At 47.8% G+C, this 25321-nt stretch carries 15 protein-coding genes; 14 read left to right on the top strand and 1 reads right to left on the bottom strand.

All coding sequences use genetic code 11. The annotated features are described in order from the left end of the window. The first annotated feature begins 82 nt into the window (after nucleotides 1-82). Nucleotides 83-1540: an alpha-L-fucosidase gene (locus DFQ00_RS09030; protein WP_110896146.1), complete on the top strand. Its 1458-nt coding sequence runs from the start codon at nucleotides 83-85 to the stop codon at nucleotides 1538-1540. Between the two features lie 803 nt (nucleotides 1541-2343). Next, nucleotides 2344-7659: a S8 family peptidase gene (locus tag DFQ00_RS09035; protein WP_110896147.1), complete on the top strand. Its 5316-nt coding sequence runs from the start codon at nucleotides 2344-2346 to the stop codon at nucleotides 7657-7659. Nucleotides 7660-8390: 731 nt separating this feature from the next. Here DFQ00_RS09035 and DFQ00_RS29485 read toward each other — a convergent pair. Next, nucleotides 8391-8582, bottom strand: coding sequence for a hypothetical protein (locus DFQ00_RS29485; protein ID WP_146236139.1), 192 nt, complete (start codon nucleotides 8580-8582; stop codon nucleotides 8391-8393). 543 nt (nucleotides 8583-9125) lie between these two features. Between DFQ00_RS29485 and DFQ00_RS09045 the strand changes: the two genes are divergently transcribed. The 12 genes from DFQ00_RS09045 (at nucleotide 9126) to DFQ00_RS09100 (ending at nucleotide 25216) form a co-directional block, all read left to right on the top strand. Beyond that, nucleotides 9126-10313: a GntR family transcriptional regulator gene (locus DFQ00_RS09045; RefSeq protein ID WP_341866259.1), complete on the top strand. Its 1188-nt coding sequence runs from the start codon at nucleotides 9126-9128 to the stop codon at nucleotides 10311-10313. A gap of 224 nt (nucleotides 10314-10537) precedes the next feature. After that, nucleotides 10538-11839, top strand: a complete 1302-nt coding sequence (locus tag DFQ00_RS09050) for a glycoside hydrolase family 125 protein (protein WP_110896150.1) — start codon at nucleotides 10538-10540, stop codon at nucleotides 11837-11839. Between the two features lie 156 nt (nucleotides 11840-11995). Next, nucleotides 11996-13375 (top strand): extracellular solute-binding protein, encoded by a 1380-nt coding sequence (locus DFQ00_RS09055; protein WP_110896151.1) that lies wholly within the window; start codon nucleotides 11996-11998, stop codon nucleotides 13373-13375. Nucleotides 13376-13468: 93 nt separating this feature from the next. Further along, the gene (locus DFQ00_RS09060; RefSeq protein WP_110896152.1) at nucleotides 13469-14335 is read left to right on the top strand and encodes a carbohydrate ABC transporter permease; all 867 of its coding nucleotides are present in this window, start codon (nucleotides 13469-13471) and stop codon (nucleotides 14333-14335) included. 22 nt (nucleotides 14336-14357) lie between these two features. Continuing rightward, nucleotides 14358-15182 (top strand): carbohydrate ABC transporter permease, encoded by an 825-nt coding sequence (locus tag DFQ00_RS09065; RefSeq protein WP_110896224.1) that lies wholly within the window; start codon nucleotides 14358-14360, stop codon nucleotides 15180-15182. Nucleotides 15183-15194: 12 nt separating this feature from the next. After that, nucleotides 15195-17978 carry an alpha-mannosidase gene (locus tag DFQ00_RS09070; RefSeq protein ID WP_110896153.1) on the top strand — a complete coding sequence of 928 codons (2784 nt, stop codon included), beginning with the start codon at nucleotides 15195-15197 and terminating at the stop codon, nucleotides 17976-17978. 292 nt (nucleotides 17979-18270) lie between these two features. Beyond that, entirely contained in the window at nucleotides 18271-19275 is a 1005-nt protein-coding gene (locus DFQ00_RS09075) for a Gfo/Idh/MocA family protein (protein WP_110896154.1), read from the top strand. Nucleotides 19276-19298: 23 nt separating this feature from the next. Continuing rightward, on the top strand, nucleotides 19299-20225 hold the full coding sequence (locus tag DFQ00_RS09080) for an AraC family transcriptional regulator (RefSeq protein WP_244213745.1): 927 nt from the start codon (nucleotides 19299-19301) through the stop codon (nucleotides 20223-20225). Nucleotides 20226-20256: 31 nt separating this feature from the next. Beyond that, nucleotides 20257-21342 (top strand): Gfo/Idh/MocA family protein, encoded by a 1086-nt coding sequence (locus DFQ00_RS09085; protein WP_110896155.1) that lies wholly within the window; start codon nucleotides 20257-20259, stop codon nucleotides 21340-21342. Between the two features lie 347 nt (nucleotides 21343-21689). After that, nucleotides 21690-22439, top strand: a complete 750-nt coding sequence (locus DFQ00_RS09090; protein ID WP_110896156.1) for a FadR/GntR family transcriptional regulator — start codon at nucleotides 21690-21692, stop codon at nucleotides 22437-22439. Continuing rightward, nucleotides 22440-23648, top strand: coding sequence for a M20 metallopeptidase family protein (locus DFQ00_RS09095; protein WP_110896157.1), 1209 nt, complete (start codon nucleotides 22440-22442; stop codon nucleotides 23646-23648). Further along, nucleotides 23648-25216, top strand: coding sequence for an ABC transporter substrate-binding protein (locus DFQ00_RS09100; RefSeq protein WP_110896158.1), 1569 nt, complete (start codon nucleotides 23648-23650; stop codon nucleotides 25214-25216). Before DFQ00_RS09095 ends, DFQ00_RS09100 begins: the two co-directional genes overlap by 1 nt. Nucleotides 25217-25321 lie beyond the last annotated feature (105 nt).

Here is a 25321-nt window from a genome sequence, read left to right on the forward strand (position 1 = left end):
TGGTTAATGTTCTGCATTCGCATCACATCCCTGTCACACTACAATACAGATGTAGCCAATAAGGGAAGGGTGAGAACAGTACATGAACAAAAACGAATATTTACAGCATATCGAGGCCAAGATTGCCAGCGGGAAATTCAAGGATAACTGGACTTCACTTCGTCAATTTGGCGTGCCCGAATGGTATCAAAAGGCGAAATTCGGCATTTTCATCCATTGGGGCGTCTATTCAGTTCCGGCTTATGATAATGAATGGTATCCACGTAATATGTACATTCAGGGTTCCAAAGCATACGAGCATCACCTCGCAACTTACGGAGAGCATCGCGACTTTGGATATAAGGACTTTATTCCGATGTTTCAGGCAGAACATTTTGATGCAGATGCGTGGGCTGCTTTGTTCAAAAAGGCAGGTGCCAAATATATTATGCCTGTGGCAGAGCACCATGACGGTTTCCAGATGTACAAGAGCTCTATCTCTCACTATAACACATATGAAATGGGACCCAAACGGGATTTGCTTGGAGAGATGAAGGAGGCGTATGAGAAGCAGGGACTGACCTTCTGTGTATCCTCTCATCGTGCCGAGCATTGGTTCTTTATGTCCCACGGAAAAGAGTTTGAGTCCGACATCGGGGAGCCGATGCAGCGTGGAGATTTCTACTGGCCGGCGATGCCGGAGCCGGATCATCAGGACTTATACGGCTCGCCGCCTTCAGAAGAGTATCTGGAGGACTGGCTCATTCGATGCTGCGAGCTGGTGGATGCGTATCAACCAAGCATTTTTTACTTTGACTGGTGGATTCAAAATGCTGCCTTCAAGCCCTATCTCAAAAAATTTGCGGCGTATTATTACAACAAAGGCGAGGAATGGGGCATCCCGGTGGCCATCAATTACAAGCATGAAGCGTATATGTTTGGCACAGCTGTTCCCGACGTGGAGCGTGGACAATTCGCGGACCTCAAGCCTTATTTTTGGCAAACAGACACAGCCGTCGCACGAAATTCCTGGTGTTACACCGAACAGAATCACTACAAAACAGCAGAAGAGATTATACGGGATCTCGTGGACATCGTAAGCAAAAATGGAAGTCTCTTGCTGAATATCGGTCCGAAAGCAGACGGAACCATTCCCGAACAAGATCGTGACATTTTACTAAGCATCGGCAAATGGCTGGATATGAACGGTGAGGCAATCTACGATACATCGTTCTGGCGCACCTATGGCGAAGGGCCGACGGAGGTGAAGGAAGGGCAGTTTACGGACGGGCATACCAAGGCTTTTACGAGTGAGGATATTCGCTTTACGGTGAAAGACCATTATCTTTATGCCACGGTGCTGGTCTACCCGGACAACGGCGTAGTGCATATTAAAGCCTTGAAGGAAGGCTCTACACATTTTCACGGAATGATTCAAGGGGTTCAGGTGCTGGGGCATGAAGAACAACTACATTGGGAGCGAAATGAAGATGCACTGACCATAACTGCAACGGGTGTGAAATCCAAAGCCCCTGTGGTATTCAAGATTGAACTGGATTAAGGGTAACTAATGCAGCAGTGAATATGACGAGGATCGGCGGATACGTCGGTTCTTTTTGTTCGATCACTAAGCCTGTGCTTCCGAATTAGCATTTTGCCGTTATCTCTAGACAAGTGCTCCGTGCTTTTTGTTAGTTCTGTCCTTTCGGTTAGCGTGTAAAAGAAAATTGTAACTATATAGATAATTGGACACAGTTTAAATAGGTTAAGATTCCATAAAGTTTTCGCATATGCGAAAGCGGTAGGCAGCACTCTTGATGAAAATAGGCATTTGAAAGCATGAAAAAGACTTATTTTCTATTTTTTTCAAGAAAGTACTTGTGCATATCAATCTTTAAATCTATACTATACTAATAAAATCCAATTTAGAGTTAAAATTAACTTTTATAGGAAAATGTCGATACATACGATTGACCAACCCGTTATGTTTACCCGGATTCACTCACCACTTCTTGGCAAGCGTTCTGCTAACGCTACTGAATATCCTCCACAAGAATGCTTATAGACACTCCATTTACTCTCTCACGATACTGCATAAGCCTGCGATGTTGTAACTCACATGTGATCTATGATCCTATGACTTTCTGAGCCTTTCTTTTGACCAATGGACAATTAAAAGGGTTCTATTTCCTTATTTTCCTTCATTGAAACTGCAAAGGGGGTGAGGCTGTATGTGACATAAACAGAAGAGGCATGACCTGATTACTGGACATTTTGCCGTTCCATCATCTTGTGAGTTCATTCACAGAGAAGGGTAATTGCACTAGAGCAAATTATAAAACCGGGTAAAAGGAGTGGAAAAGTTTGATAAAGTTAAAACGATTACGCAAGCCCGTCTCTATGGGACTGTCGCTTCTCCTTGCATTTTCAATTGTACAACCGGTTGCTGCACAAGATAGAAGCTCATCTAAAATGGATATGAAGTCCAGTATGGCCGAGGTTTCAACCTCCAAAGTGAATGCAAAGTTAACCAAAGAATTCGAGGGCAGTGAGTATGTCACTTATCTTGTCAAAATGAAGGAGCAGGTGGATACCGCAGCAGTATCCAAACAAGCGATGCAGAAGGCTACGATTGCCAAAGAAACTCCGTCGGCAACCAAGCTGTCTGTACGTAATTCCGTGGTTAGCACACTGCGTGAAACGGCTTCGCGGACGCAATATTCAATTGAACACTATCTAGAGAAGGAAGTCAATTCAGGCAAAGTCAAAGAATATAAAAGCTATTTTATCGTCAATTCTCTTGCGGTTACGAGTACCAAAGAAGTGATGGAGCAGATTGCCCTGCTGCCAGAGGTAGAGAAGATTCTGCCAAATGAAACACGTTATCTGCAAAAGGTGGAAGTCAGCAAGCAGCCTGAGAATCAGACTTCAGCTGCTGCTCCATCGAAGGGTGCGGTACAATCCTCGGCGAAGGAGGCTGCGGTTAAGGACACAGATGTCAACGAAACAGCTGCACAGTCCGCTGCGGTCAAAGAAGCCGACTCCAAGGTGAAAAAGCAGACGCAAAATGTAGAATGGAACATTGATTATATCAATGCGCCTGCTGTGTGGGAGCGAGGCATTGACGGAACAGGCATCGTGGTTGCCAATCTGGACAGCGGGGTGGACTACACTCATCCGGCACTGCGTAGCAAGTGGCGTGGACTGGACGCTTCGGGCAATGTTGTTGATCCTGAGCTGAGTTGGTATGATCCGCACAGCGGCTCTACACTTCCTGCTGATGCAGATGGACACGGAACTCACACGATGGGAACGATGGTTGGCTCTGAAGCAGATGGCACGAATCACATCGGCGTTGCACCCGGTGCGAAGTGGATCGGAGTACGTATTTTCAATCCAGAAACTACGGATGCGATTATTCTCGATGGTGGCCAGTGGCTGATTGCTCCAGTGGATGCTGATGGCAATCTGCATCCTGAGCTTGCGCCCGACGTTGTGAACAATTCATGGGGCGGTGGAGCAGGTCTGGATGAATGGTTTCGTCCCATGGTTCAGGCTTGGCGCGATGCCCAGATTTTCCCCGAGTTCTCTGCGGGCAACGTGCGATTGACGAATCCGGGCGGCCCCGGTTCGGTAGCCAACCCTGCAAACTATCCTGAGAGCTTTGCTACAGGTGCAACGGACATTAACGGGAATTTAGCCTCCTTCTCACTACTGGGTCCATCTCCGTATGATGAGATTAAACCGGAGGTATCCGCCCCTGGTGTGAACATACGTTCAGCCGTGCCGGGAGGTACATATGAAGGTGGATGGAACGGCACATCCATGGCAGGGCCGCATACGACGGCACTTGCTGCATTGCTGCTTCAAGCGAACCACTCGCTTACTGTGGATCAACTGGAGCAGATTATTATGGATACAGCTATACCACGAACCGACAGCCAGTATCCGGTATCCCCGAACAACGGTTACGGACATGGAATTATTAATGCGCTGGATGCCGTCGGTTCGGTCCTCGAAGGCATCGGTACCGTATCCGGAAGAGTGGTTACAGCCGGAGATGATCTGGAAGAGCCGGTGCTGCAGCATACACCTGTAAATTCGGCTTTCACAGGTCTGGACATTCCACTTACGGCTCATGTGACGGATAATGTGGCGGTGGTATCTGTTGAAGCCTTTGCCAGAACCAAAGGCACAAAGCAGTACATTTACCTGCCGATGAAACTGATTAACGGAGATAGCAAGGATGGCACATATACGGCGACCATCCCGGCTTTTCTCATTGAGCCTGCGGGCGTGGAATACTATATTCGGGTGAATGATTACGGCAATAACGGTTTTGAGAGTGCGGTTCATAGCATAGCGGTTTCCAACGGGGTCCGGCCTGGGTATTTGCAGGACTTTGAAGAGGACCAGCTCGGCTTTACTACCGGTGGTACGGGAAGCACATGGGTGTGGGGCAAACCTGTAAGCGGGCCGCGGGCGGCGTATTCGGGAGATAAGGTTATAGCGACAAATCTGCAGGGCACATATCTGCCGAACAGCAATGCTTATTTGACTGCTCCGCCGATTGACCTGACCGAGAGTCCTGAAGGTGCCTTGTTAACATTCAAGCATTGGTACGATCTGGAGAATAATCTCGACTTTGGCAAGGTATATATCGCTTCCGAGTCTAGTGATTATGTATTTGAGGAGCTGCTTAGCTACACGGGCACAAGCGGTGAATGGAGAACACAGTATGTGGACCTGCGTCCTTATGCCGGTCAGCAGGTATTTATCCAGTTTAATCTGACCAGTGACGGTTCTGTGCAGAAAGCGGGCTGGTATATTGATGACTTTGCAGTGCAGGAATTGGACGACATCGCGCCTGAAGCGCCTTCAGCACTTACGGCATCGTCGGATATTCTGGGTAATGTAACGCTGAACTGGACGGGTTCTGACGATGAGGATCTTGAATCTTATGTGATTTATCGTTCTGAATCGGCGGGTTCATATGATGAGCCAATAGGCACCGCAAGAAGCACATCGTATATAGATACGACGACAGCGTCAGACAAAACGTATTATTACACTGTAGCTGCACTGGATTATAGCGGCAATGAAAGTGATAAATCCAATGAAGTTTCCATCGAGGTCGAAGTGCCTGAGGATATCTATATCGACCAGTTTGATGGAGATGATGATAATGGCTGGACACATGCGGGAACGAAGGATGAGTGGGAACGAGGTGTTCCGAAAACTGGCCCGATGAGTGCGGTATCTCCGCCTAACGTATGGGCAACCGATCTGGATAACACGTATGAGAATGGATCCAACTACTCACTCGTATCACCAGTTATTGATCTGACGAATGCATCCAGTGCAACATTGACGTTTAATCACTGGTATGAGATCGAGAGCGGTTACGACTTCGGATATGTCGAAGCAACCAAGGATGGAGGAGCGACCTGGACGGAGCTCGGCAAGTTCTCGCATAACACAAACGGAAAACAATGGACGCCTGTTTTCTATGGACTGAGTGCTTTGACTGGCCATGAAGTACAATTCCGTTTCCGTTTAACCTCAGATAACAGTGTTGTAAAAACAGGATGGTTTATTGATGATTTCCGGGTGCTGGGTGTAACAGCGGAGACCGTTACGTCGGATGATGCTGTTGTGCTGGCTACGGACAAGCCTAAACCAGCTTACGATAACCCGTGGTACAAAATTACAAGAACAGATAAAGCGGAATTCAACAAAACCAAAGCGCAGGAGCCGGCTGTTGAAAAACCGGGAACAGGCGTGGTTCAGCCGCAGAGTCTGCCGGCCAGCGCAACCGTTACTGTATTAGAAACCGGGCGTTCTGTGAAAACCGATTCGTCCACAGGCAAGTACAGCTTCACACATGTTGCTGGAGAATACACATTAAAGGCTGAAGCATACGGGTATTATCCGCAAACGAAAACGGTGACCATCTCGGATGGTACAGGAGCCAAAGCCAACTTTAATCTGGAAGAGATTCCTTACGGGGAGATTAAAGGTGTTGTGAAGGATGAGCGAACAGGCCAACCTGTAGCTGATGCTTCGGTGCTTGTGGTTGAAGACGCCAAGGTTGCAGAGATTCGTACTGGAGCAGATGGGCGATTCGCGCTGCAAGTGCTGGAAGGAAGTTATACCTTGTCGGTTCGGGCGAAAGATTATTACAGCCAAACGGTTACTGTAACCGTACCTGGAAACGGCACAGCAGAGAAGGACGTTGCCTTGAAGCCGTTCATCGGTTTCCCTGGTGAAATTGCTTACGATGATGGGTCAGCAGAGAATGCAAGAGCATTTAATGCAGCGAATAACGCCTGGGCTGTTCGCATGACTCCTGAGATGGAGACGGCACAAGTAACAGGAGCCTCATTCCGATTCTGGAATACTGAATGGCCTGTACCTGGTGGAACAGCGTTCAAGTATGCTGTGTACGATGCAACTGGAGCAGCTGGTGCGCCTGGCCAATTGCTCGCCGGTCCGTTCGATGGCACTGCGCTGCGTAATGATCAGTGGACTACAGTCGAGTTCCCTGAGCCTGTGGTTGTGACAGGTGATTTCTATATTGTCTATATCCAAACCTTGGCTGGTACAAGTGCACCTGGTCTAGCCACCGATGAAGATGGAGAATATGCAGCTCGGAGCTGGCAACGTGTAAGTGGGGCATGGAGCGCATCACCTGCTGAAGAGGGGAATTACATGATTCGTGCGGTTGTTAAATATCCGGTCAACGCCCCGGTGCTTACGCAGCCTGTGAATACGTACACGAATCAGTCCACCTATACGATCTCGGGAACATCTCCTGCTTCCGGGGCGCAGATCAAGTTTTATAATGGGAAAGATGCCGCAGGAACCACAACCGTAAACAATGGCAAATTCTCATCTGGAGTGAAATTAAAGGCAGGGGTTAATGTCATTACAGCTGAAGCGATCATTGATGGTAAAGTGACAGCACGGTCGCTTCCCGTAATCCTTATTCTCGATCAAACGAAACCGCAGCTGACGATTGTCAGTCCCGCGGAAGGAAGTCGGATCAATACCGAAGTGGTTCATGTGACAGGCAGTGTTGCTGAAACCTTCCTTGACAAGGTCACGGTGAATGGTCAGACCGTGCAAGTGGACAGAGACAAGAAGTTTAGTCATCGCGTATTGGTGAATGAAGGCGAGAATGTAATTACAATTACAGCAACCGATCTTGCGGGCAATAAAACAACGGTAACACGTACCATATTTGTCGAGACGGATGCACCCGAATTGAGGGATATTACACCTGTGGAGGACGTAAATATTACATCGGGAGAGAGTGTTACCGTTTCGTTCAAAAGCAAGCCTGGACTGCAAGCTTCGTTCCGAATTCAGCTGCCGCTGAATCTGAACGCGGAAGCTGCGGGGGAAGTTCCGCTCGTGGAAACGGAGCCAGGATTGTACTCGGGCACATATACAGCACCTTCATCTCTTGTGCTTGAAGGCGGAATCATTGTGATTCGTGCGCAGGATGAAGCTGGAAACAAAGTCGAGGCTCAGGCAGCAGGGCGTTTGTTCGTTAGTGCCCCGCAAGGAGTAGAACCGGGACAAGGGACGCCTGCTGTAGAAGAAGAAACGGGGACTGAAACAGCACCAGCGGATGCAAATTCAGATACACGTGCTGCTGACATCTTGGAGTCCTGAACCAATCGGCGTGCATGTGAACGTTCGGAACAAGAAGAAGATGCAGCACGCTGCTGAAAAGCTGAATCGGTGATACATGGATAACAGCAGTAGAAACTAAAACCGGCACTCTGGAAACAGGGTGCCGTTTTTTTTACTGGAACGATGAGGTGTCACAAATACAAATTATTATGACGTCTATGCTTAAAATAGTCAGCTATCTCGGTTGCGACAATAAGCTTCACAGGAAGATTGCATTTAGTATGCAGGATCACAGGGCCTTTGACGTGTCTTTATACTCCATTTTGGCATGCTTTGAAGCACGGCGCGTAGTTGCATGCGCTGACTCTGAACCAAATATCACTGCTAAGTTTGGCCCCAAAAGCAATAGGCTGTCCCTAGCCACATTATGACTTTGAGACAGCCTATTTTAATCAATTGCGTATACTCAATAATGAGAGTCACCAATATATGTATTATGCATATACCAGTTACCTGTACCAGTAAAACGAACTTCGAAGTGTCCCGCATAATTACCAATAAGCTTGATGTAGCTATAATTTGCATCGGCAATATATATACCTCCCTAAATTTACTTTTCATTCCTTTAAAGTAATAACAAAATATGGTATATTAATTAAATATTTTGCTTTGAAGGCGGTGTTGAAGATATCAAATCTTATTATAAATGTTTTTAAAATTATATTATTTCTAGTTATTCTATTGTATGCTTTGCATTTTTCTATACGTTATCAAATATATTTAACTATTGAGTATCCAAACAGTAGCTTAATAAGGCTTGTGAATCCAATGTTACCTCTTTGTGTTCTTGGATTTTTGGTTGGGTTATATCCAGCATTTTTACCATTACCCAAAAAAAATACGCCACTCCCTTCAAATAGAGTTTTGCTAAATTTAAGCGCGATAACAATATCTTTATCCATGATATTTATTTTGATAGCAGTTTACTCAAACCTTTACATTTTTAGTTTAATTGTTGGTGTTATTTCATATTTTCTCTGGGGGAATCTCGGGTATACTTTTTCAAAGAGAATCTATATTTTTAAATAACATAGCAGATACAGTATCCAAAACAATCTGCAATCTTGAATTTAATATATGTTAACAAAGCAATGTCATTAAGTTTAGCCCAAACACAAAACTCTGAGTAAAAATGAATCTGAACCGAACGGTATGGGAAAAGTCCTGTGCCGTTTCTTTTTTGTCCAAGCAGTTAAACGATTCATTTACACGAGAACGGAGAGGGGGATCGAAAAAATCTGGGGATAACAGCGATTAGAAGGTTATTCTGTCATCGGAGTGGAATGTGTAAAATCGTTAGTTCAACTTGTATAGAGCTCCAATGAATGAGCTATTCCAAGGATAAAAGTACGCATACATACAATAATATGGATCTTTTCTTCACTTTAATGATATAACATGATATATTAGGATATAAGACTTATGCAGTTAAGGTGTTTATGGAGGTGCTTGTATTGGGGAAAGACTCGGCTTCCAAGCCGATGTATGAACAGATCTTTGAATCGTTGAGAGAACGAATCCAGCTACAACAATATAAAGTTGGAGATCGTGTTCCATCGGAAAAAGAGTTATGTGACGAGTTTGGTGTAAGCCGCATTACAACGAAGAAAGCGCTGGAGATGCTGGCGAATGAGCAGCTGATTGTTCGCCAGCCTGGACGTGGTTCCTTCGTAGCGGATACTGCTGTAACCCTGGATGGACTTGGGCGTAGTGCTTCACCGATGACCGGGAAAGAGCCGAATCGCAAGCTGCTGATCGGTCTGGTCATCACCAATTTCAGTGATATGTATGGTACGGAGCTGTTGTACGGGATGGAGGAGGCTTCGCGGCAGCATGACAGCTTTCTGGTGCTCAGGCGTTCCTTTGGCATACCCGAGCAGGAGGAGCAGTGCATTCGAGAGCTGCTGGAGCTCGGGGTAGATGGTATGATTATTTTCCCGGCGCAGGGAGAGTATTTCAGCGACGAAATTTTGAAGCTGGTCGTTAGCAAGTTTCCGTTTGTAATGATCGACCGCTATTTGAAGGGCATTCCAGCTTCTTCTGTCAGCACGGACAATGTTGGAGCAGCGAGAGAAGGCACTGCACATTTGTTTGAATTGGGGCATCAGCATATCGCTTTTCTGACGCAGCCCCCAGTGAATACAACGACGATTGAGGAACGGATTGAAGGCTTTATTGAAGCCCATAATGATCAGGGAATATTGGTGAACCGCGAGCTGTGGGTAGAATCTATGCTGTCATCCTTGCCTAGTGAATTTGATCCTGAAGCCAAGGTTCGTGATGTGCAGACACTGGTTGCACATTTTCAGAAGCATCCGCAGATTACTGCCGTTTTTGCTGCTGAGTATGACATTGCTTTACTTGCTTTGGAAGCCGCGGAGCAGGTTGGAATGCGCGTGCCGGAGCAGCTGTCCATTCTGTGCTTTGACAGTCCGCACACGGATAGACATAGCCGAATCACCCATCTCAAGCAAAACCAGTTTTCCATGGGAGAGCAGGCATTTAATATGGTACTGCAGCATATGCAGGGACAGGAAGCAGGCGGTGTCAAGCGCATCGTGCTGCCTGCAATGCTCGTGAAGGGAACATCCACTGGCAAGGTAAGGGAACATGCAGTATTTCAGTCCAAATAAATAGATGCAAGCTACATTTATTAGAAAGGGACTTCGGTGACGAAGTCTCTTTTTGACGGTTATGCAGATTAGATTACCTTTACTTACAAAAGTTAACATATCATTTAATGTGTTTTTTATTAAATAACATGATGATATACAAATAAATATATTGACATAACATTTAATTCGTTTTAGGATAATGAAAGCGGTTCAATATTTAGGCTTTTACAAAAGGAGGACCTATGGAGACAACGAGAAAAGAACAGGATATTTCTCCTTCCATTCAGCAGATGATCAATCAAGTAAAGGCTTACCTGCCGGATCATCCCAAGCTTGTGGAGATGTTCGGAAACTGTTTTACCAATACATTAACAACCACAATTCAGCGTAAGGACGATGGCACAACCTTTGTGATTACCGGGGACATTCCTGCGATGTGGCTCAGAGATTCTGCGGCGCAGGTCAGACCGTATCTCATTCTTGCATCCGAGGATGAGGAGCTGTCGGACATGATTGCAGGGCTGGTCGAAAGGCAGCTGAGATACATTTTGCTGGACCCTTATGCAAACGCTTTTAACGAGACAGAGAGCGGTAACGGACATCAAACGGATCTTACGGAAATGAATGACTGGATCTGGGAACGAAAATATGAGATTGATTCATTGGCATATCCGATTCAGCTTAGTTACTTGCTCTGGAGAAACACAGGCAGAGTCGATCAGTTTAATACGGTGTTCCGCGATGCTGTGAGCAGGATAATGGCTTTATGGCAAGTGGAGCAGCATCATGAGACTCGTTCTCCATACACATTCCAGCGTTTAGACGCACCTGAGACAGACACGCTGAGCAGAGAAGGGCGCGGAACAGAGACTGTGTACACGGGCATGACCTGGTCTGGTTTCCGTCCAAGTGATGACCGTTGTGAATATGGTTATCTGATTCCATCGAATATGTTTGCGGTTGTGGCACTGCGATATGTGCAGGAGATAGCGATCAAGGTATTGCAGGACAATGCAATGGCTGAAACAGCCAGGGAGCTTGCAGAACAGATTGATGAGGGCATTCGAAAATACGGTATGGTGGAGCATCCCGAATATGGAACGATCTACGCGTATGAAACGGATGGCCAAGGCAACTACAACCTGATGGATGATGCCAACGTGCCAAGTCTGCTGTCTCTGCCTTATCTTGGTTATGTTACGGAAGATGACGAGATCTATCAGAATACACGCCGATTTATTTTGTCCGCTCAGAACCCTTATTTCTATGAAGGCTCGGCTGCTTCCGGTATTGGAAGTCCGCACACGCCCGAAGGATATATCTGGCATATCGCTTTATCCATGCAGGGATTAACCTCCGCGGATAAGCAGGAGAAAATGACAATGCTGGAGCTTATCCAGCAGACGGATGCAGGCACGGGGCTGACACATGAGGGCTTCTCGGCTAACGATCCGCATGAGTATACACGCCCGTGGTTTTCCTGGTCCAACATGTTATACAGCGAGCTTGTTATGGATTACTGCGGCTTCCGCATTAAGAAATAGCTGATAGGAGCCGGAACTATACGGCTGACTGACGCATAGACATAGCTGTTTTTAGTTAAATTGGAGAAAGAGAAGCTGTAAAGCGGAAAGAAGAGAACCTGCGAGTATATCATATCGTTCGGAATTGAATAATTCCGGGCAAGAGGAGACCAAGACATGAGAAAATTTTCGATGAAAATGCCAGTGGCAGCTGTAATGACTTCTTTGCTTATTCTGACGACTGCCTGCTCGAGCGGCAGCCCCTCCACAAGCACGGCCAGCGATGGAAAAAAACAAGTGACCGTGTCATTCCGTTCCTCGGGGTCGGAGGACACACTTACGAAATTTTTCAAGTCTGGACTGGTAGAGCAATTTGAGAAGGACAATCCCGATATCGAAATCAACATTGCACCAGTGCTTGCAAGCGAAGGCGATTACACCTCCAAAATGGTATTACAGATGAAGTCGCCGGATACTGCGCCTGACGTCATTGCCGAGGATACCTCCATCCTTAAATCGGATGCAGCAGCAGGTTATTTGCAGCCTTTGGACGAGCAGGTGAAAGGATGGTCCGATTGGAATGGCAAAATCATTGACAACCTGAAGGCCGGAGTCACCGGGCAGGATGGCAAAGTTTACGGTATACCGGCAACCTCCGATACACGCGGCATCTGGTACAGCAAAGAGCTGTTCCAGCAAGCGGGACTACCTGTTCCATTCAAGCCTGCGAACTGGAATGAAGTGCTGGAAGCTGCTCGCACAATCAAACAGAAGCTTCCGGGCGTAACACCTCTTAATCTCATTGTGGGCAAAGCAAACGGTGAAGGCGTTACGATGCAGACGCTGGAAATGTTGCTGTACGGTACTACCGACACGCTGTATGACGATGCTGCCAAGAAATGGATCGTGAACAGCCCTGGCTTGCTGGATTCATTCAAATTCATTGATCAAGTGTTCAATAAGGATAAAACAGGACCTACCATGCAAGTGGCGCTTAACGGACAAGCCGGAAGCATAGCATTCCAGCAGCAGTTTCCGCAAGGCAAGCTTGCGATGGCGGTAGACGGAAGCTGGGCGGGTTCGACATGGGCGGAGAATGGAGCTGCTCCAATTCCGAATGTGGAGGACAAAATTGGATTTGCGCCATTCCCGACACAGAATGGTCAGGAGCCGGGAGCAACTACAATGTCAGGCGGCTGGGCATGGTCGATTCCGGCTCAAGCGAAAAACAAGGAAGCAGCCTGGAAGTTTATGGAGTTTCTGATGAATAAGGAGAATGCAACAGCACGTGTGGTTGCCGAAGGCAGTCTGAGTGCACGAAGTGATTCCACAGAAGTACAAGGATACACGGATCGTCCATATACGAAGGAAGCGCAAGAGCTGCTGAATGTTGCTCACTTCCGCCCGACAAACGATCAATATGCGGCGGTATCCGCGCAATTGCAAAGCATTGTGGAGAGCATCGCTTCCGGTAAACTGACGCCAGAAGATGCGATCAAACAGTTCAAGGATAATGTCTCACGTTCAGTTGGAGCCGAGCATATTGAAGAGAAATAAGTTTTTGGTACAAGATGTTGGGTGAAAAACAGTGATATATTCGGAGGGGGAGCGAACAACTCCCCTTTTTCCGTTTCGAATGGAGAGTGACCTATGAAAAGAAAAGCCCCGGGAGCATTTCTGTTTCTGATGCCTTCCGTAACACTGCTGCTGGTGTTTTTTATCGTACCGATTGTATTAACAATCTGTTTCGCTTTCACCAATATGGCTTTGACCGGTGCAGCAGCCAAAAATCTGGAATTCGTCGGGTTTCAGAACTTTGTAAACATGTTTCAGGACCCGGATTTTCGAATCAGCGTGTGGCGTACGCTTGTATTTCTGATCTTCTCTGCGGTTATCGGTCAGGTCGTGCTTGGCTTTATCCTTGCCCTGCTTATGAAAGAAAAAAATGTAACGTTTCGCCGCATCATCGGCATTATCGTTATCGCCGGCTGGGTAACGCCTGAGATTGTTGTGGCGTTCTGTATGGTTGCCTTTTTCAGTGATAACGGTTCGTTGAATCAGATACTGGGCTGGTTCGGCGTGAGCCCCATCTCCTGGCTGTTCAGCTTCCCGATGGTCAGTGTCGTTATCGCCAACATCTGGCACGGAACGGCGTTTTCCATGATGGTGTACCAGTCGGCACTGGATGATATTCCTAAAGAAGTCGAGGAGGCCGCCATTATTGATGGCTCCACCGGATTTCAGATTATTCGCCATATCACCATTCCGATGGTGAAAGGCTCTATTGTAACCAACATGATGCTAGTGACATTGCAGACGTTAGGTGTGTTTACCCTGATCTATACGATGACAGGTGGTGGACCGGGCACATCCACGCAGACTTTGCCTATCTTTATGTATAATCAGGCGTTTGTAAACTATCAATTTGGCTACGGAACGGCAATATCGCTTGTGCTGCTCTTTATCGGTATTATCGCCAGCCTGTTCTATATCCGTTCCATGAAAGTGAAAGTGTAATGATGAAGGAGGTGTGCTTATGATGGTCAAACACGGTATTCAACGTAAAATCCAGTATGGCATTCTGGTCTTCCTCGGCCTTTGCTTTCTATTGCCGCTGCTCTGGATTATTCTCGCATCCTTTGATCCCAATGCACAGCAAGGCATCAAGATGCCTTCAACCTGGACGCTGCAAAATTTCAAGGATGTTCTTAGTGATGAAAGCAATCTGCGCTCGTTCGGTGTAGGTCTGGTTCTGTCAGGAGGGCAGGCGATACTTGTTGTTGCTGTATCTGTACTGGCAGCCTATCCGTTGTCCCGCTACGAGATGCGGTTTAAGAAAAGCTTCTTGTTATCCATTCTGTTTATGACGGCTTTGCCGATTACAGCGGTGATGGTTCCCGTGTTTCAGATGTTTCTATTCTTCAAAATGCAGAACTCCATCATTGCCACGATGCTGTTTCTGACCGCTTCATCTCTGCCTTATGGAATCTGGATGATGAAGAATTTCATGGATTCGGTTCCGATTGATCTGGAGGAATCCGCGTGGATTGATGGTGCTTCCGTCTGGAGAGGCTTGCGCAGCATTGTCGCTCCACTGATGCTGCCAGGCATTGCCACGATCGCCATCTTTACCTTTTCAGGCAGCTGGGGCAACTTTTTTGTACCGTATATACTGCTTCAGACCCCGGAGAAACTGCCTGCTTCTGTTACGATTTATCAATTCTTCGGCAGTCACGGCATGGTAGAGTACGGCAGACTTGCTGCCTTCTCGATGTTATACACGATGCCTTCCGTTGTACTTTATATCTTCTCCCAGCGGTATATGTCCAAAGGCTTCAGCATGGGCGGAGCAACAAAAGGATAGGAGGAAACACAGATGACAAACCCCAAAACAGCACATCTGATCTCACACACGCATTGGGATCGGGAATGGTACATGCCATATGAGCATCATCATGTGTTGCTGGTTGAACTCATGGATACGCTGCTGGATACGCTTGATCAGGACCCGGAATATCGTTATTTTCATCTGGACGGGCAGACGATTATTCGTGAGGATTATTTACAGGTTAGACCGGACCAGCAGGAGAGGCTGGATCGTTACATTCGTGAAGGACGCATTCAATTTGGACCGTGGTACGTGTTACAGGATGAATTTCTGACGAGCAGTGAGGCCAACCTGCGGAATCTGCTGATTGGGCATCGGGATGCCCAACCGTTCGGAGTGATCTCCAAAACCGGATATTTCCCGGATTCCTTCGGTAATATGGGACAGGCTCCACAGATTTTGCAGCAGGCGGACATTCAGAATGCCATCTTCGGGCGCGGGGTAAAGCCTACCGGATTCAACAACGCTGTTGTGGATGCGGAAGCGTATGAATCCCCTTATTCAGAGATGATCTGGCGTTCACCGGATGGCTCGGAGGTGCTTGGTATTCTGTTTGCGAATTGGTACTGCAATGGAATGGAAGTGCCTGTGGACCCGGAGCAAGCGAAAGTGTACTGGGACAAAAATCTGCAGGATGCCGAGAAATTCGCATCAACACCGCATTTGCTTTTCATGAATGGTTGTGACCACCAGCCGATACAGACGGACCTGCCTGCGGCACTTCGAACCGCCTCTGAGCTGTATCCTGATATTCATTTTGTACACTCCAATTTCGATGACTACATCGAGGCGGTGTCCCGGCATGTCCCGGACAATCTGGCGACGATCCAAGGTGAGCTCCGCAGTCAGCACACGGACGGTTGGGGAACGCTGGTGAATACGGCCTCGGCGCGTGTGTATCTGAAACAGTTGAATCAGCAAGGACAGACGTTATTGGAAAAGGTAGCGGAGCCCCTTGCAGCGATGGCGCATGCTGCGGGCGTCAAAGCATACCCGCATCATCTGCTCACTCATGCGTGGAAGATGCTTATGCAGAACCATCCACATGACAGCATCTGTGGCTGCAGTGTGGATGAGGTGCACCGCGAGATGGTGACCCGGTTTGCCAAAAGCAGACAGCTGGCCGAGAAGCTTGTGTCCCAGACGGCTCAGGCCATTGGCGAATCCGTTGATGTAAAGTCGAGCGAAGCCTGGGGAGAGGATGCGGTGCTGTTCACCGTTCTGAATACAGCGGGATGGACAAGAAATGGCATCATTGAGCAGGAGCTGATTGTAGATAAAGCCTTTTTCCCGGAAGGACCGAATCCGCAGGCGCTTGCGCGCAAACTTGAAGAAGCCGCGCTGCCAGCATATCAGATCGTCGATTCAGCAGGCAATATTTATGAGGCAGAGATTGTTGATCTCGGGGTTCACTTCGGTTATGAGCTGCCCAAAGACCGTTTCCGACAGCCATATATGGCCCGTAAAGTTAAGGTGACTTTCCAGGCGAGGCAGGTTCCCGCTCTTGGTTATCAGACCTATGGTCTGGTACCGGCCAGAGAACAGAAGAGCAGTTCGGTGAACGGCGTTCAGGCTGAGGGAAATGTGATGGAAAATCAATATTTGCGTCTGGCCGTGCTGGATAACGGAACGGTTACATTGTTGGATAAACGATCAGGTAAGGAATATGTTGGACTGAATGCCTATGAGAATACGGGTGATATCGGTAATGAATATGTGTATCGCCAGCCGGATGGGGAGCAGGCAATTACTACGGAGCACCTCCAAGCCGAGCTGCGTCTCCTGGAACATACACCTTATCGTGCTGTCATGGAAAGTGTGCTGCATTGGCACATTCCGGCCGGGGCAGATGAATTGTTTGAGCAGGAGAAGCGGTATATGATTCCGTTTACGGAGCGCAAGGCGCAGCGTGTTCAGGATACGGTTCCTCTCACAATCACCACAACGTATACACTTGAAGCAGAGAGTGATATGGTCAAAGTGAGAACTGAGTTTAATAATCAGGCAAGGGATCATCGTCTGCGTGCATTATTTCCGTCCGGCCTGGTGACCGACAGTCATTCTGCTGATTCCATCTTTGAAGTCGCCAAACGGCCGAACACTCCGGCGAAGGAGTGGGTGAACCCAAGCAATGCACAGCATCAGCAGGCATTCGTATATGTGACGGATGAAGCAACAGGACTGATGGTTGCTAACAAAGGGCTGAATGAATACGAGATTTTGCAGACGTCCTCAGGGAGCACAATTGCTGTCACCTTGCTTCGCGCTTCGTCCGAGCTGGGAGATTGGGGGGTATTCGAGACACCGGAAGCCCAGTGCCAAGGGCCCCAATCAGTGGAATATGCACTGATTCCGTTTGCAGGAGATGCAGCGAGGTCTGGAGCTTGCGCAAGCGCCTATGTGTACCCTATACCATGGACGACGGTGCAACTCGGGACTCTTGCTCATACGTACGCCAAGGAAGCTCTGCCGATAGATGGAGTCAAGGCAGGCGAATCGACATTACCACCGTACAAGCAGTGGCTTGACTGGAACAGCGAACATTCCACACTCGCTTTTTCCACCTTCAAGATTGCTGAAGAAACGGGTGATGTTATTGCGCGTTGGTTTAACTTAACTGCTGAGTCGGCTGAGCTACAGGCACAGACAGGTTTCGAATGTACTGCCGTGTATGAGAGTGATGTGCTTGAACGGGTAAAGGATACGCTGGAAGAGAAGCTACAGATGGTATCGGGACATAAGATTGTTACCCAGGGATATCAACTGTGTTAAGTCCGTGAAGGGCCCGTCATCATTAGTATGAAGCTTGAGCATTCCAAAATACGGGAAGCTGCTAATATGCGGCTTCTCGTATTTTCAGGTTAGCCAGTAATTACTGGCTGGCCTTTTTGGGGTTGCTAGAGATGAGCGAGGAATTGGTATAAACAGCTTTAGTATTATTTATGTAAACATATGTCGTAATATTATATATTTATTGTCGTGAGTTTCGATTAAAAATAGATGCACCATATGATACCTTATAGGTAAATGTCAGAATATTGTATACTATGGAGGGAAGACATTCGTGACCATTCGTATAGGTAAAATCAGCTTGTGGCATGTTCATGCATGGGATTACATCAAACAAGTACAGGAGCATCAGGATACCGTTATGGCGGCTGTTTGGGATGAAGATGCAAAGCGGGGGCAGGAAGCGGCTGACCGGCTGAAGGTTCCCTTTTATGCATCTCTTGACGATATGCTGGCTCAGGATAACATTGATGCGGTTATTGTAGATGCACCAACACGTCTGCATGGAGAAGTCATTACATCCGCCGCCAAGGCAGGCAAACATATTTTTACCGAAAAAGTCATTGCAGCTACACAAGCGGAGTCCAATGTTATTTTGAAAGAGGTTCAGGCGAATCAGGTGAAAATGACGGTTTCTTTACCGCGTCTCTATGCTGGTTATACGGCTACGATTCAGGAAGTGCTTGAACGGGGAATGCTTGGACAAATTACGTATGTAAGGGTGCGGTTATCTCACGATGGCGCAATTACAGACTGGCTGCCACAGCATTTCTACAGCTTGCAGGACTGCCAGGGCGGGGCTTTGATTGATCTGGGCTGTCACCCGATGTACTTGACCCGCTTGTTTCTGAATCAGGAAGTTACCGGGGTAAACGCAAGCTTTGGATATATTACAGGCAAAGAAGTTGAGGATAATGCAGTGGCAACACTATCGACCGATTCGGGAGCGATTGGAGTAGTGGAGGCGGGGTTTGTGAATAGCTATTCGCCATTTACTATTGAGGTACATGGTACACAGGGCACAATGCTGTATGGTACACCTGAGGATAAATTGCTGATTCGCACGAAGGAAGGGGAGAAAGCGTATAGCGAATGGACAGAGCTTCCTGTTGCCGAAAATGTAGAAAGCGCATTCAATCAATGGGTGTCGCATATCCAGCAGGATACAGAAGCCAGCGATAACCTGGATATGGCGATGGAGTTAACTCGCCTGATGGAAGCAGCGAATCGTTCAGCGAAGGAAGGCCGACGTGTTGCTCTCGATGAGCTGGAGAGCTAGATCAGGTTAAGGAGGAAGGGGTCTTGAGTCTATATCCGTATGGGAAAATGCTCGACCGGCAGGATCTGCTGGAACGGCTTGATATTATCGTGGTATGGGGACATTACGAAATTCGTGTGCTGCGTTTCCATCTGACGACGTTTCCAGCGGGACGTATTGTGGATTTTCATAACCATGCGGAATATGAATTCCATCTGATCCCCAGAGGCAAAGGCAAGGTGATTATTGATGATCAGTCTCATGCATTATCTGAAGGCATGTTATATCTGACCGGACCTGGTGTTATTCATTATCAGGAGGCGGACGCGGAGGAGGATATGGATGAGCTATGTCTTCACGTGGACATTGTACATAAGCCTCGAGAGCATGTCGATCCATGGGAGGCTGCGGAATCGGAGGAGACGATTGAAAAGCTGAGCACACTGCCACATATTCCCGTTCAGGACTATCACCGTGCGATGTCGTGTTTTCTTGAAGCCTATGAAGCCTGCGATCATAAAATGGTCGGATATTATACCTCGATCAAGCAGCTGGTAGTCAGCATCCTGCTCAAAACCGTTCGCGCGTATGATAACGGCGGCATTCGGGCTGAAGCACCTGTGCGGGACATGACGGCATATCGTTATGATTTTGCAGTGCAATACATGGAGGCTAATCATGCTTCGGCTGTAACACTGGAGCATGTCGCCGAGAAGCTGCATATCAGCAGTCGTCAGCTGCAACGTATCTTCTACCAGGTGCAGCCAGATATGCCGTTCAGCCGCGTGCTGGAAGATATTCGTTTGCGCGCAGTGTGCCATACTCTTCAGGAGAGCAATGCCTCCATTGAGCAGATTGCACTGGCCTCCGGCTTTAACAACGCCAACTACTTACATGCTGTGTTTCGCAAGCGTCTCGGGATGACCCCGTCGGCTTTTCGCAAAATGAAGCAACCAATCTCCGTAAAATAATATAACCATTACTAAAGTGAGGGTGATCAGGATGAGTAAAGTATATCGTATTGGAATTATCGGCTGTGGGGGCATTGCAAATGGCAAACATCTGCCGAGCCTGAGTAAGCTGGATAACGTTGAACTGGCTGCTTTCTGTGACATTGTAAAGGAGCGTGCAGAGCAGGCGAAGAAGCAGTACGGTTCCGAAGGGGCAGAGGTATACACGGATTATAAGGAGCTGCTGCAGGACGCTTCGCTGGATATTGTGCATGTGCTTACACCGAACATTTCCCATGCGGAGATTTCCATAGCGGCGCTTGAGGCAGGCAAACATGTCATGTGTGAAAAGCCGATGGCAAAGACGGCAGCAGAAGCGCAGCTTATGCTGGAAGCCGCAGAACGTACGGGGAAAAAGTTGACCATCGGATACAATAACCGTTTCCGTCAGGACAGTCTGTATCTGAAGCAGCTGTGTGATGCAGGTGAGCTTGGTTCGATCTATTTTGCCAAAGCCCATGCCATTCGAAGAAGAGCTGTGCCGACCTGGGGTGTATTTCTGGATGAAGAGAAGCAGGGCGGGGGCCCGTTGATCGACATTGGAACACATGCACTGGATCTCACGTTGTGGATGATGAATAATTATCAGCCGAAAGTGGTGCTTGGCACGACACATCACGAACTTTCCCAGAGAGAAAATGCGGCGAATGCATGGGGCCCCTGGGACCCTCAGCAGTTCTCGGTTGAGGATTCGGCTTTTGGTATGATCGTGATGGAAAATGGGGCAACCATCATGCTGGAATCCAGCTGGGCATTGAACTCTCTGGATGTGGATGAGGCCAAATGCAGCCTGAGTGGTACCGAAGCAGGTGCGGACATGAAAAATGGACTTCGAATTAATGGTGAGAAGTTCAGTCGCCTGTACACTAACGAGATTGAACTAAGCTCGGGCGGTGTTGATTTCTATGAAGGAGCTTCTGAAGATGCGCCGGACATCGAGATGAGAAAATGGATCGAAGCGATCGACAAGGATATCGAGCCGGTGGTTACACCCAGACAGGCGCTGGTGGTTTCACAGATTCTGGAGGCCATCTACGAGTCTGCACGGACGGGCAAAGCAGTTTACTTTAATAACTGATTCGCTATTCCCAAACCTCTGTCCCTTTCACAAGGGAAGGGGTTTTTTGTGCATTTGTTAAGAAGTATAGAGAGCAGAGGAGCCGTCCCATCTGCAAGCAGACAGAACGCTAACTCATTTTTGTTAGTGTAATGAACAAGTGCCTGCACTATGGTAATGAGGCTTTGCACAGTAGCAGCAGCCCTTTTATACTCTGTTCACCAGGTGTATCTCGACATGAAGAGAGTGGATTTGAAGCGGAAAACGAAATAAATGTTGTTGTTTATGAAAAAAGTATTGCATATCAGTTTAGTCGGAATTATATTAATGGTATAAGGTCTAGACCATAAACAGATCGGGGTGTTCAAATGTTTAATCCATTCTCCTTTCGTTTCGAAAAAGTATCAACGAAAAAGGTTAGTGAATTTATTCGGGAACAGCTCGAGGAAGCTATCATTTTAAAAGAGCTGATGAGTGAAGAGCAGCTCCCGTCGGAGCGAGATTTGGCGGAGATGTTTGATGTAAGCCGTATTACTGTACGCGAAGCACTCTCTGCACTGGAGGATAAGGGATTAATCGAGAAAAGAGTGGGGGCTAAAGGTGGATCATTTGTCCTGCCACTGACAGCTAACTCCCATAAACGTACAAGAGAAGAGATCAAGCGGGATTGGGCTCACATGCTCAAGGTGTTTGAATATCGCACAATCATTGAGCCGGAAGCGGCTTTCCTGGCTGCTGAGCGGATCACCGCAGGCGAGCTTGAGCTGCTGTATGACTATATGAAGCAAAGTATTGAGCCGGACTGTACGCGTGAGTGGTTCAGGGCACTGGATGTTAAATTCCACCTGACCATAGCTAAAGCTTCAGGGAATCCCTACTGCGAAAGAGCTGTGAGGCAGATCCGAACCAAGATTAACCCGGCGCTTGATCTGATGCCTTATAATGAGCAAATTCGTTCAGTGAACTACGAGGTACATATGGAAATTCTCGAAGCGCTGAAGTCTAGGGATAGCATGAATTCACGGGAGACGATGAAAAGGCATATCGAGTTTTCGGCCGATGCAATCTATGCCCGGCTGGTGTCTGAGTCTGAGGAAAAGGAAAGGAATGAAGTATAAATGAAACAATCCGAATTAATAGAGCTTGCGCAACCGCTGCAAGCCAAGTTAAGTGCCTGGCGCAGAGATCTGCATCGCCACCCGGAGATTGGTTATGAGGAACATCGTACTTCTGCGATTGTAGCTGAGCATCTGGAGCAGCTTGGACTGGAGGTAACACGTCATGTGGGACGGACCGGTGTGACAGGTCTGCTTCGCGGAGAGACGGATGGACCTACCTTTGCACTGCGTGCTGATATGGACGCTCTGCCTATTGAGGATCAGAAGAATGTTGAATACCGTTCGACAGTTCAAGGCAAGGCTCATCTTTGTGGTCATGATGCACACACCTCTATTCTGATGGGGGCAGCCGAACTGCTTACAAGTCTTGGAAGACCAAAGTCGGGCAATATCAAGTTTATTTTTCAGCCTGCGGAAGAGGGTCTTGCGGGTGCAAGGGCGATGATACAGGACGGAGTGCTGGAGAATCCCAGAGTGGATGCCATTGCGGGCTTGCACATGACTCCCGGTCAGGATACAGGAACTGTAGGCGTGAGCCAGGGGGTTGCCTTTGCATCAGCTGATCGGCTGGTGATCAAGATTCATGGTCAAGGTGGACATGCTGCCCGTCCGCATGAAGGCATTGATGCTATTGCTGTATCTGCGCAAGTCATTACCGCATTGCAAAATGTAGCCAGCCGTATGGTTGATCCGTTGGAGCCTGTTGTGGTGACCATAGGTAAAATTAACGGAGGATACATGGGAACGGCAATTGCACCCGAAGTGGAGATGGTGGGTACTGTGCGTACCTTATCACCGGCATTACGTGAGCGAATGCCTGATCTGATCAAACAAGTGGTAAATGGTGTATGCAGTTCGTTTGGTGCCGGATGTGAAGTGATCTATGGTGACGGTTATCCTGTCGTTGTGAATGATCTGGGCATGGTTGACCTGCTGACGGATGTCTGTGAAGAGGTGAATGCGCAGAAGGGATGGAGTTATATCAAGCCGTCTACAGGCGGTGAAGATTTTGCTTTTTATTGTGAGCAGGTGCCAGGTGTGTTTTTCCGGCTCGGTTCGGGCAATGAAGAGAACCGCACACGATATCCGCTTCACCATCCGATGTTTGATCTGGATGAGCAGGTTATGCCTTATGGCGTAGGTTTATTATCCGCAGTAGCACTTGAGTTTCTGGCAAGAAATACAACTTCTAAGGGGGAAGCATCATAATGAAAAAGAGACAATGGACAGGTCTATGGATTACCTTGCTGGCAGTGGTGATGGTGTTAAGTGCTTGCGGTGGAGGCAGCAAAGGAACGGAGAACAATACAGCCTCAGAGGGAAGCAGCAGTGGAGCAGCAGCCAGCAGCACATTAACAATTGCGGCGGCAACAGATATTGAAAGCTTCGATCCGCACAACAACAACAATACAGCCAGCGAAGCTGTGCTTGTAAATGTGTTTGATTATTTGGTCAAAAATGACAGCCAGCAGAAAAAAGTACCTGCACTCGCTACATCATGGGAGCAAGTGAATGATACGACATGGAGATTCAAGCTGCGTGAAGGTGTGACCTTCCACAATGGTGATCCATTCACATCAGCGGATGTGAAATTCACCTTGGAGCGCGTAGCCAAAGACAACACATTGAAACAAAACAGTTATTTCAAAAACATTGCTGAAGTTAAAGCGGTAGATGAGCATACCGTTGACATTATTACAGAAGGACCAGACCCGTTGCTTCTTAATCGCTTGTCCAAAATGGGTGCCGGCATGTTGCCTGCAAAATATATTGCAGACAAGGGCATGGATACGTTCCTGAAAGCGCCGGTAGGTACAGGGCCTTACAAATTCAGTAAGTGGACCAAAGATGACCGTGTCGAGCTTGTGAAAAATGACAAATACTTCGGTGGTGAGCCGAAGTGGAATGAGGTTGTCTTCCGTGTCATTCCTGAAGCATCTACCCGTGTATCCGAATTGCTGGCTGGCGGTGTTGATGTTGCAGCCGCTATCCCGTCTACTGACATTGCCCGTATTGAAGGCGAAGCAGACAAAAAAATTGTGAAAGCACCGATCCAGCGCGTGCTTCAGCTGATCTTCCGTCAGACCGAAGGCAGCATTACAGCTGATCCTAAAGTGCGTGAAGCGATTGATCTGGCGATTGACAAACAGGGCATTGTTGACAGCATTGCTGGCGGAGCAGGTATCGTTACCCGGACTTCCGTGACACCAGGCAACTTTGGTGCCGATCCGTCATTGTACAAAACGTCATTGTATGATCTGGACAAGGCGAAGCAGCTGCTGAAGGAAGCGGGTTATGCCGAAGGGCAAGCAACGATGACCATTTCCGTATCCTCCCAGTACAAGGAACAGGCTGAAGTCGTAGCAGCGATGCTTGACCAAGCTGGATTCAAAATCAATCTGGACGTGCTTGAGCCAAGTGCATTCAGCGAGCGTTACAGCTCCAAATCCTTCAAGGAAATTTTCATGATTGGTATTGGTAACTCTTTGTTCGATGCTTCGAATAACTACAACCGTTACATGGTGGAAGAAGCCAAAGGTGAATCGGATTACAATAATCCGGAAGTAGAGAAGCTGCTGCAATCTGCTCTGGTGAACATGGACCCTGAATCCCGTGAGAAGCAGTACCAGCAAGTACAGCAAATTTTTGCCGAAGAGCGTCCGGCTGTGTATCTGTATCAGATGGAAGGCGTCTATGGCACCAATGACAAAGTGAGCTTTGCGCCGCGCAGTGATGAGATGTTCTACGCTGACGAGATTACACCTGCTGCAAAGTAACATCAGGCTTATACCACCTGTCATTGCATGAGTAAGCCGTGAACGGCAGGGACTGGATGAACAAGTTCCTGCCGTTCTTTTTTTGAAAAAGGGAGGTGAACCGGG

The organism is Paenibacillus barcinonensis, assembly GCF_003217495.1.
In the GTDB taxonomy this organism is placed as follows: Bacteria; Bacillota; Bacilli; order Paenibacillales; family Paenibacillaceae; genus Paenibacillus; species Paenibacillus barcinonensis.

Excerpts from the sequence above, each read along its gene's own strand:
- DFQ00_RS09030 (WP_110896146.1), top strand. The coding sequence starts at position 83 with ATGAACAAAAACGAATATTTACAGCATATCGAGGCCAAGATTGCCAGC.
- DFQ00_RS29485 (WP_146236139.1), bottom strand. The coding sequence starts at position 8,582 with ATGGATAAAGATATTGTTATCGCGCTTAAATTTAGCAAAACTCTATTT.
- DFQ00_RS09050 (WP_110896150.1), top strand. The coding sequence starts at position 10,538 with ATGGAGACAACGAGAAAAGAACAGGATATTTCTCCTTCCATTCAGCAG.
- DFQ00_RS09055 (WP_110896151.1), top strand. The coding sequence starts at position 11,996 with ATGAGAAAATTTTCGATGAAAATGCCAGTGGCAGCTGTAATGACTTCT.
- DFQ00_RS09060 (WP_110896152.1), top strand. The coding sequence starts at position 13,469 with ATGAAAAGAAAAGCCCCGGGAGCATTTCTGTTTCTGATGCCTTCCGTA.
- DFQ00_RS09065 (WP_110896224.1), top strand. The coding sequence starts at position 14,358 with ATGGTCAAACACGGTATTCAACGTAAAATCCAGTATGGCATTCTGGTC.
- DFQ00_RS09070 (WP_110896153.1), top strand. The coding sequence starts at position 15,195 with ATGACAAACCCCAAAACAGCACATCTGATCTCACACACGCATTGGGAT.
- DFQ00_RS09085 (WP_110896155.1), top strand. The coding sequence starts at position 20,257 with ATGAGTAAAGTATATCGTATTGGAATTATCGGCTGTGGGGGCATTGCA.
- DFQ00_RS09090 (WP_110896156.1), top strand. The coding sequence starts at position 21,690 with ATGTTTAATCCATTCTCCTTTCGTTTCGAAAAAGTATCAACGAAAAAG.
- DFQ00_RS09095 (WP_110896157.1), top strand. The coding sequence starts at position 22,440 with ATGAAACAATCCGAATTAATAGAGCTTGCGCAACCGCTGCAAGCCAAG.
- DFQ00_RS09100 (WP_110896158.1), top strand. The coding sequence starts at position 23,648 with ATGAAAAAGAGACAATGGACAGGTCTATGGATTACCTTGCTGGCAGTG.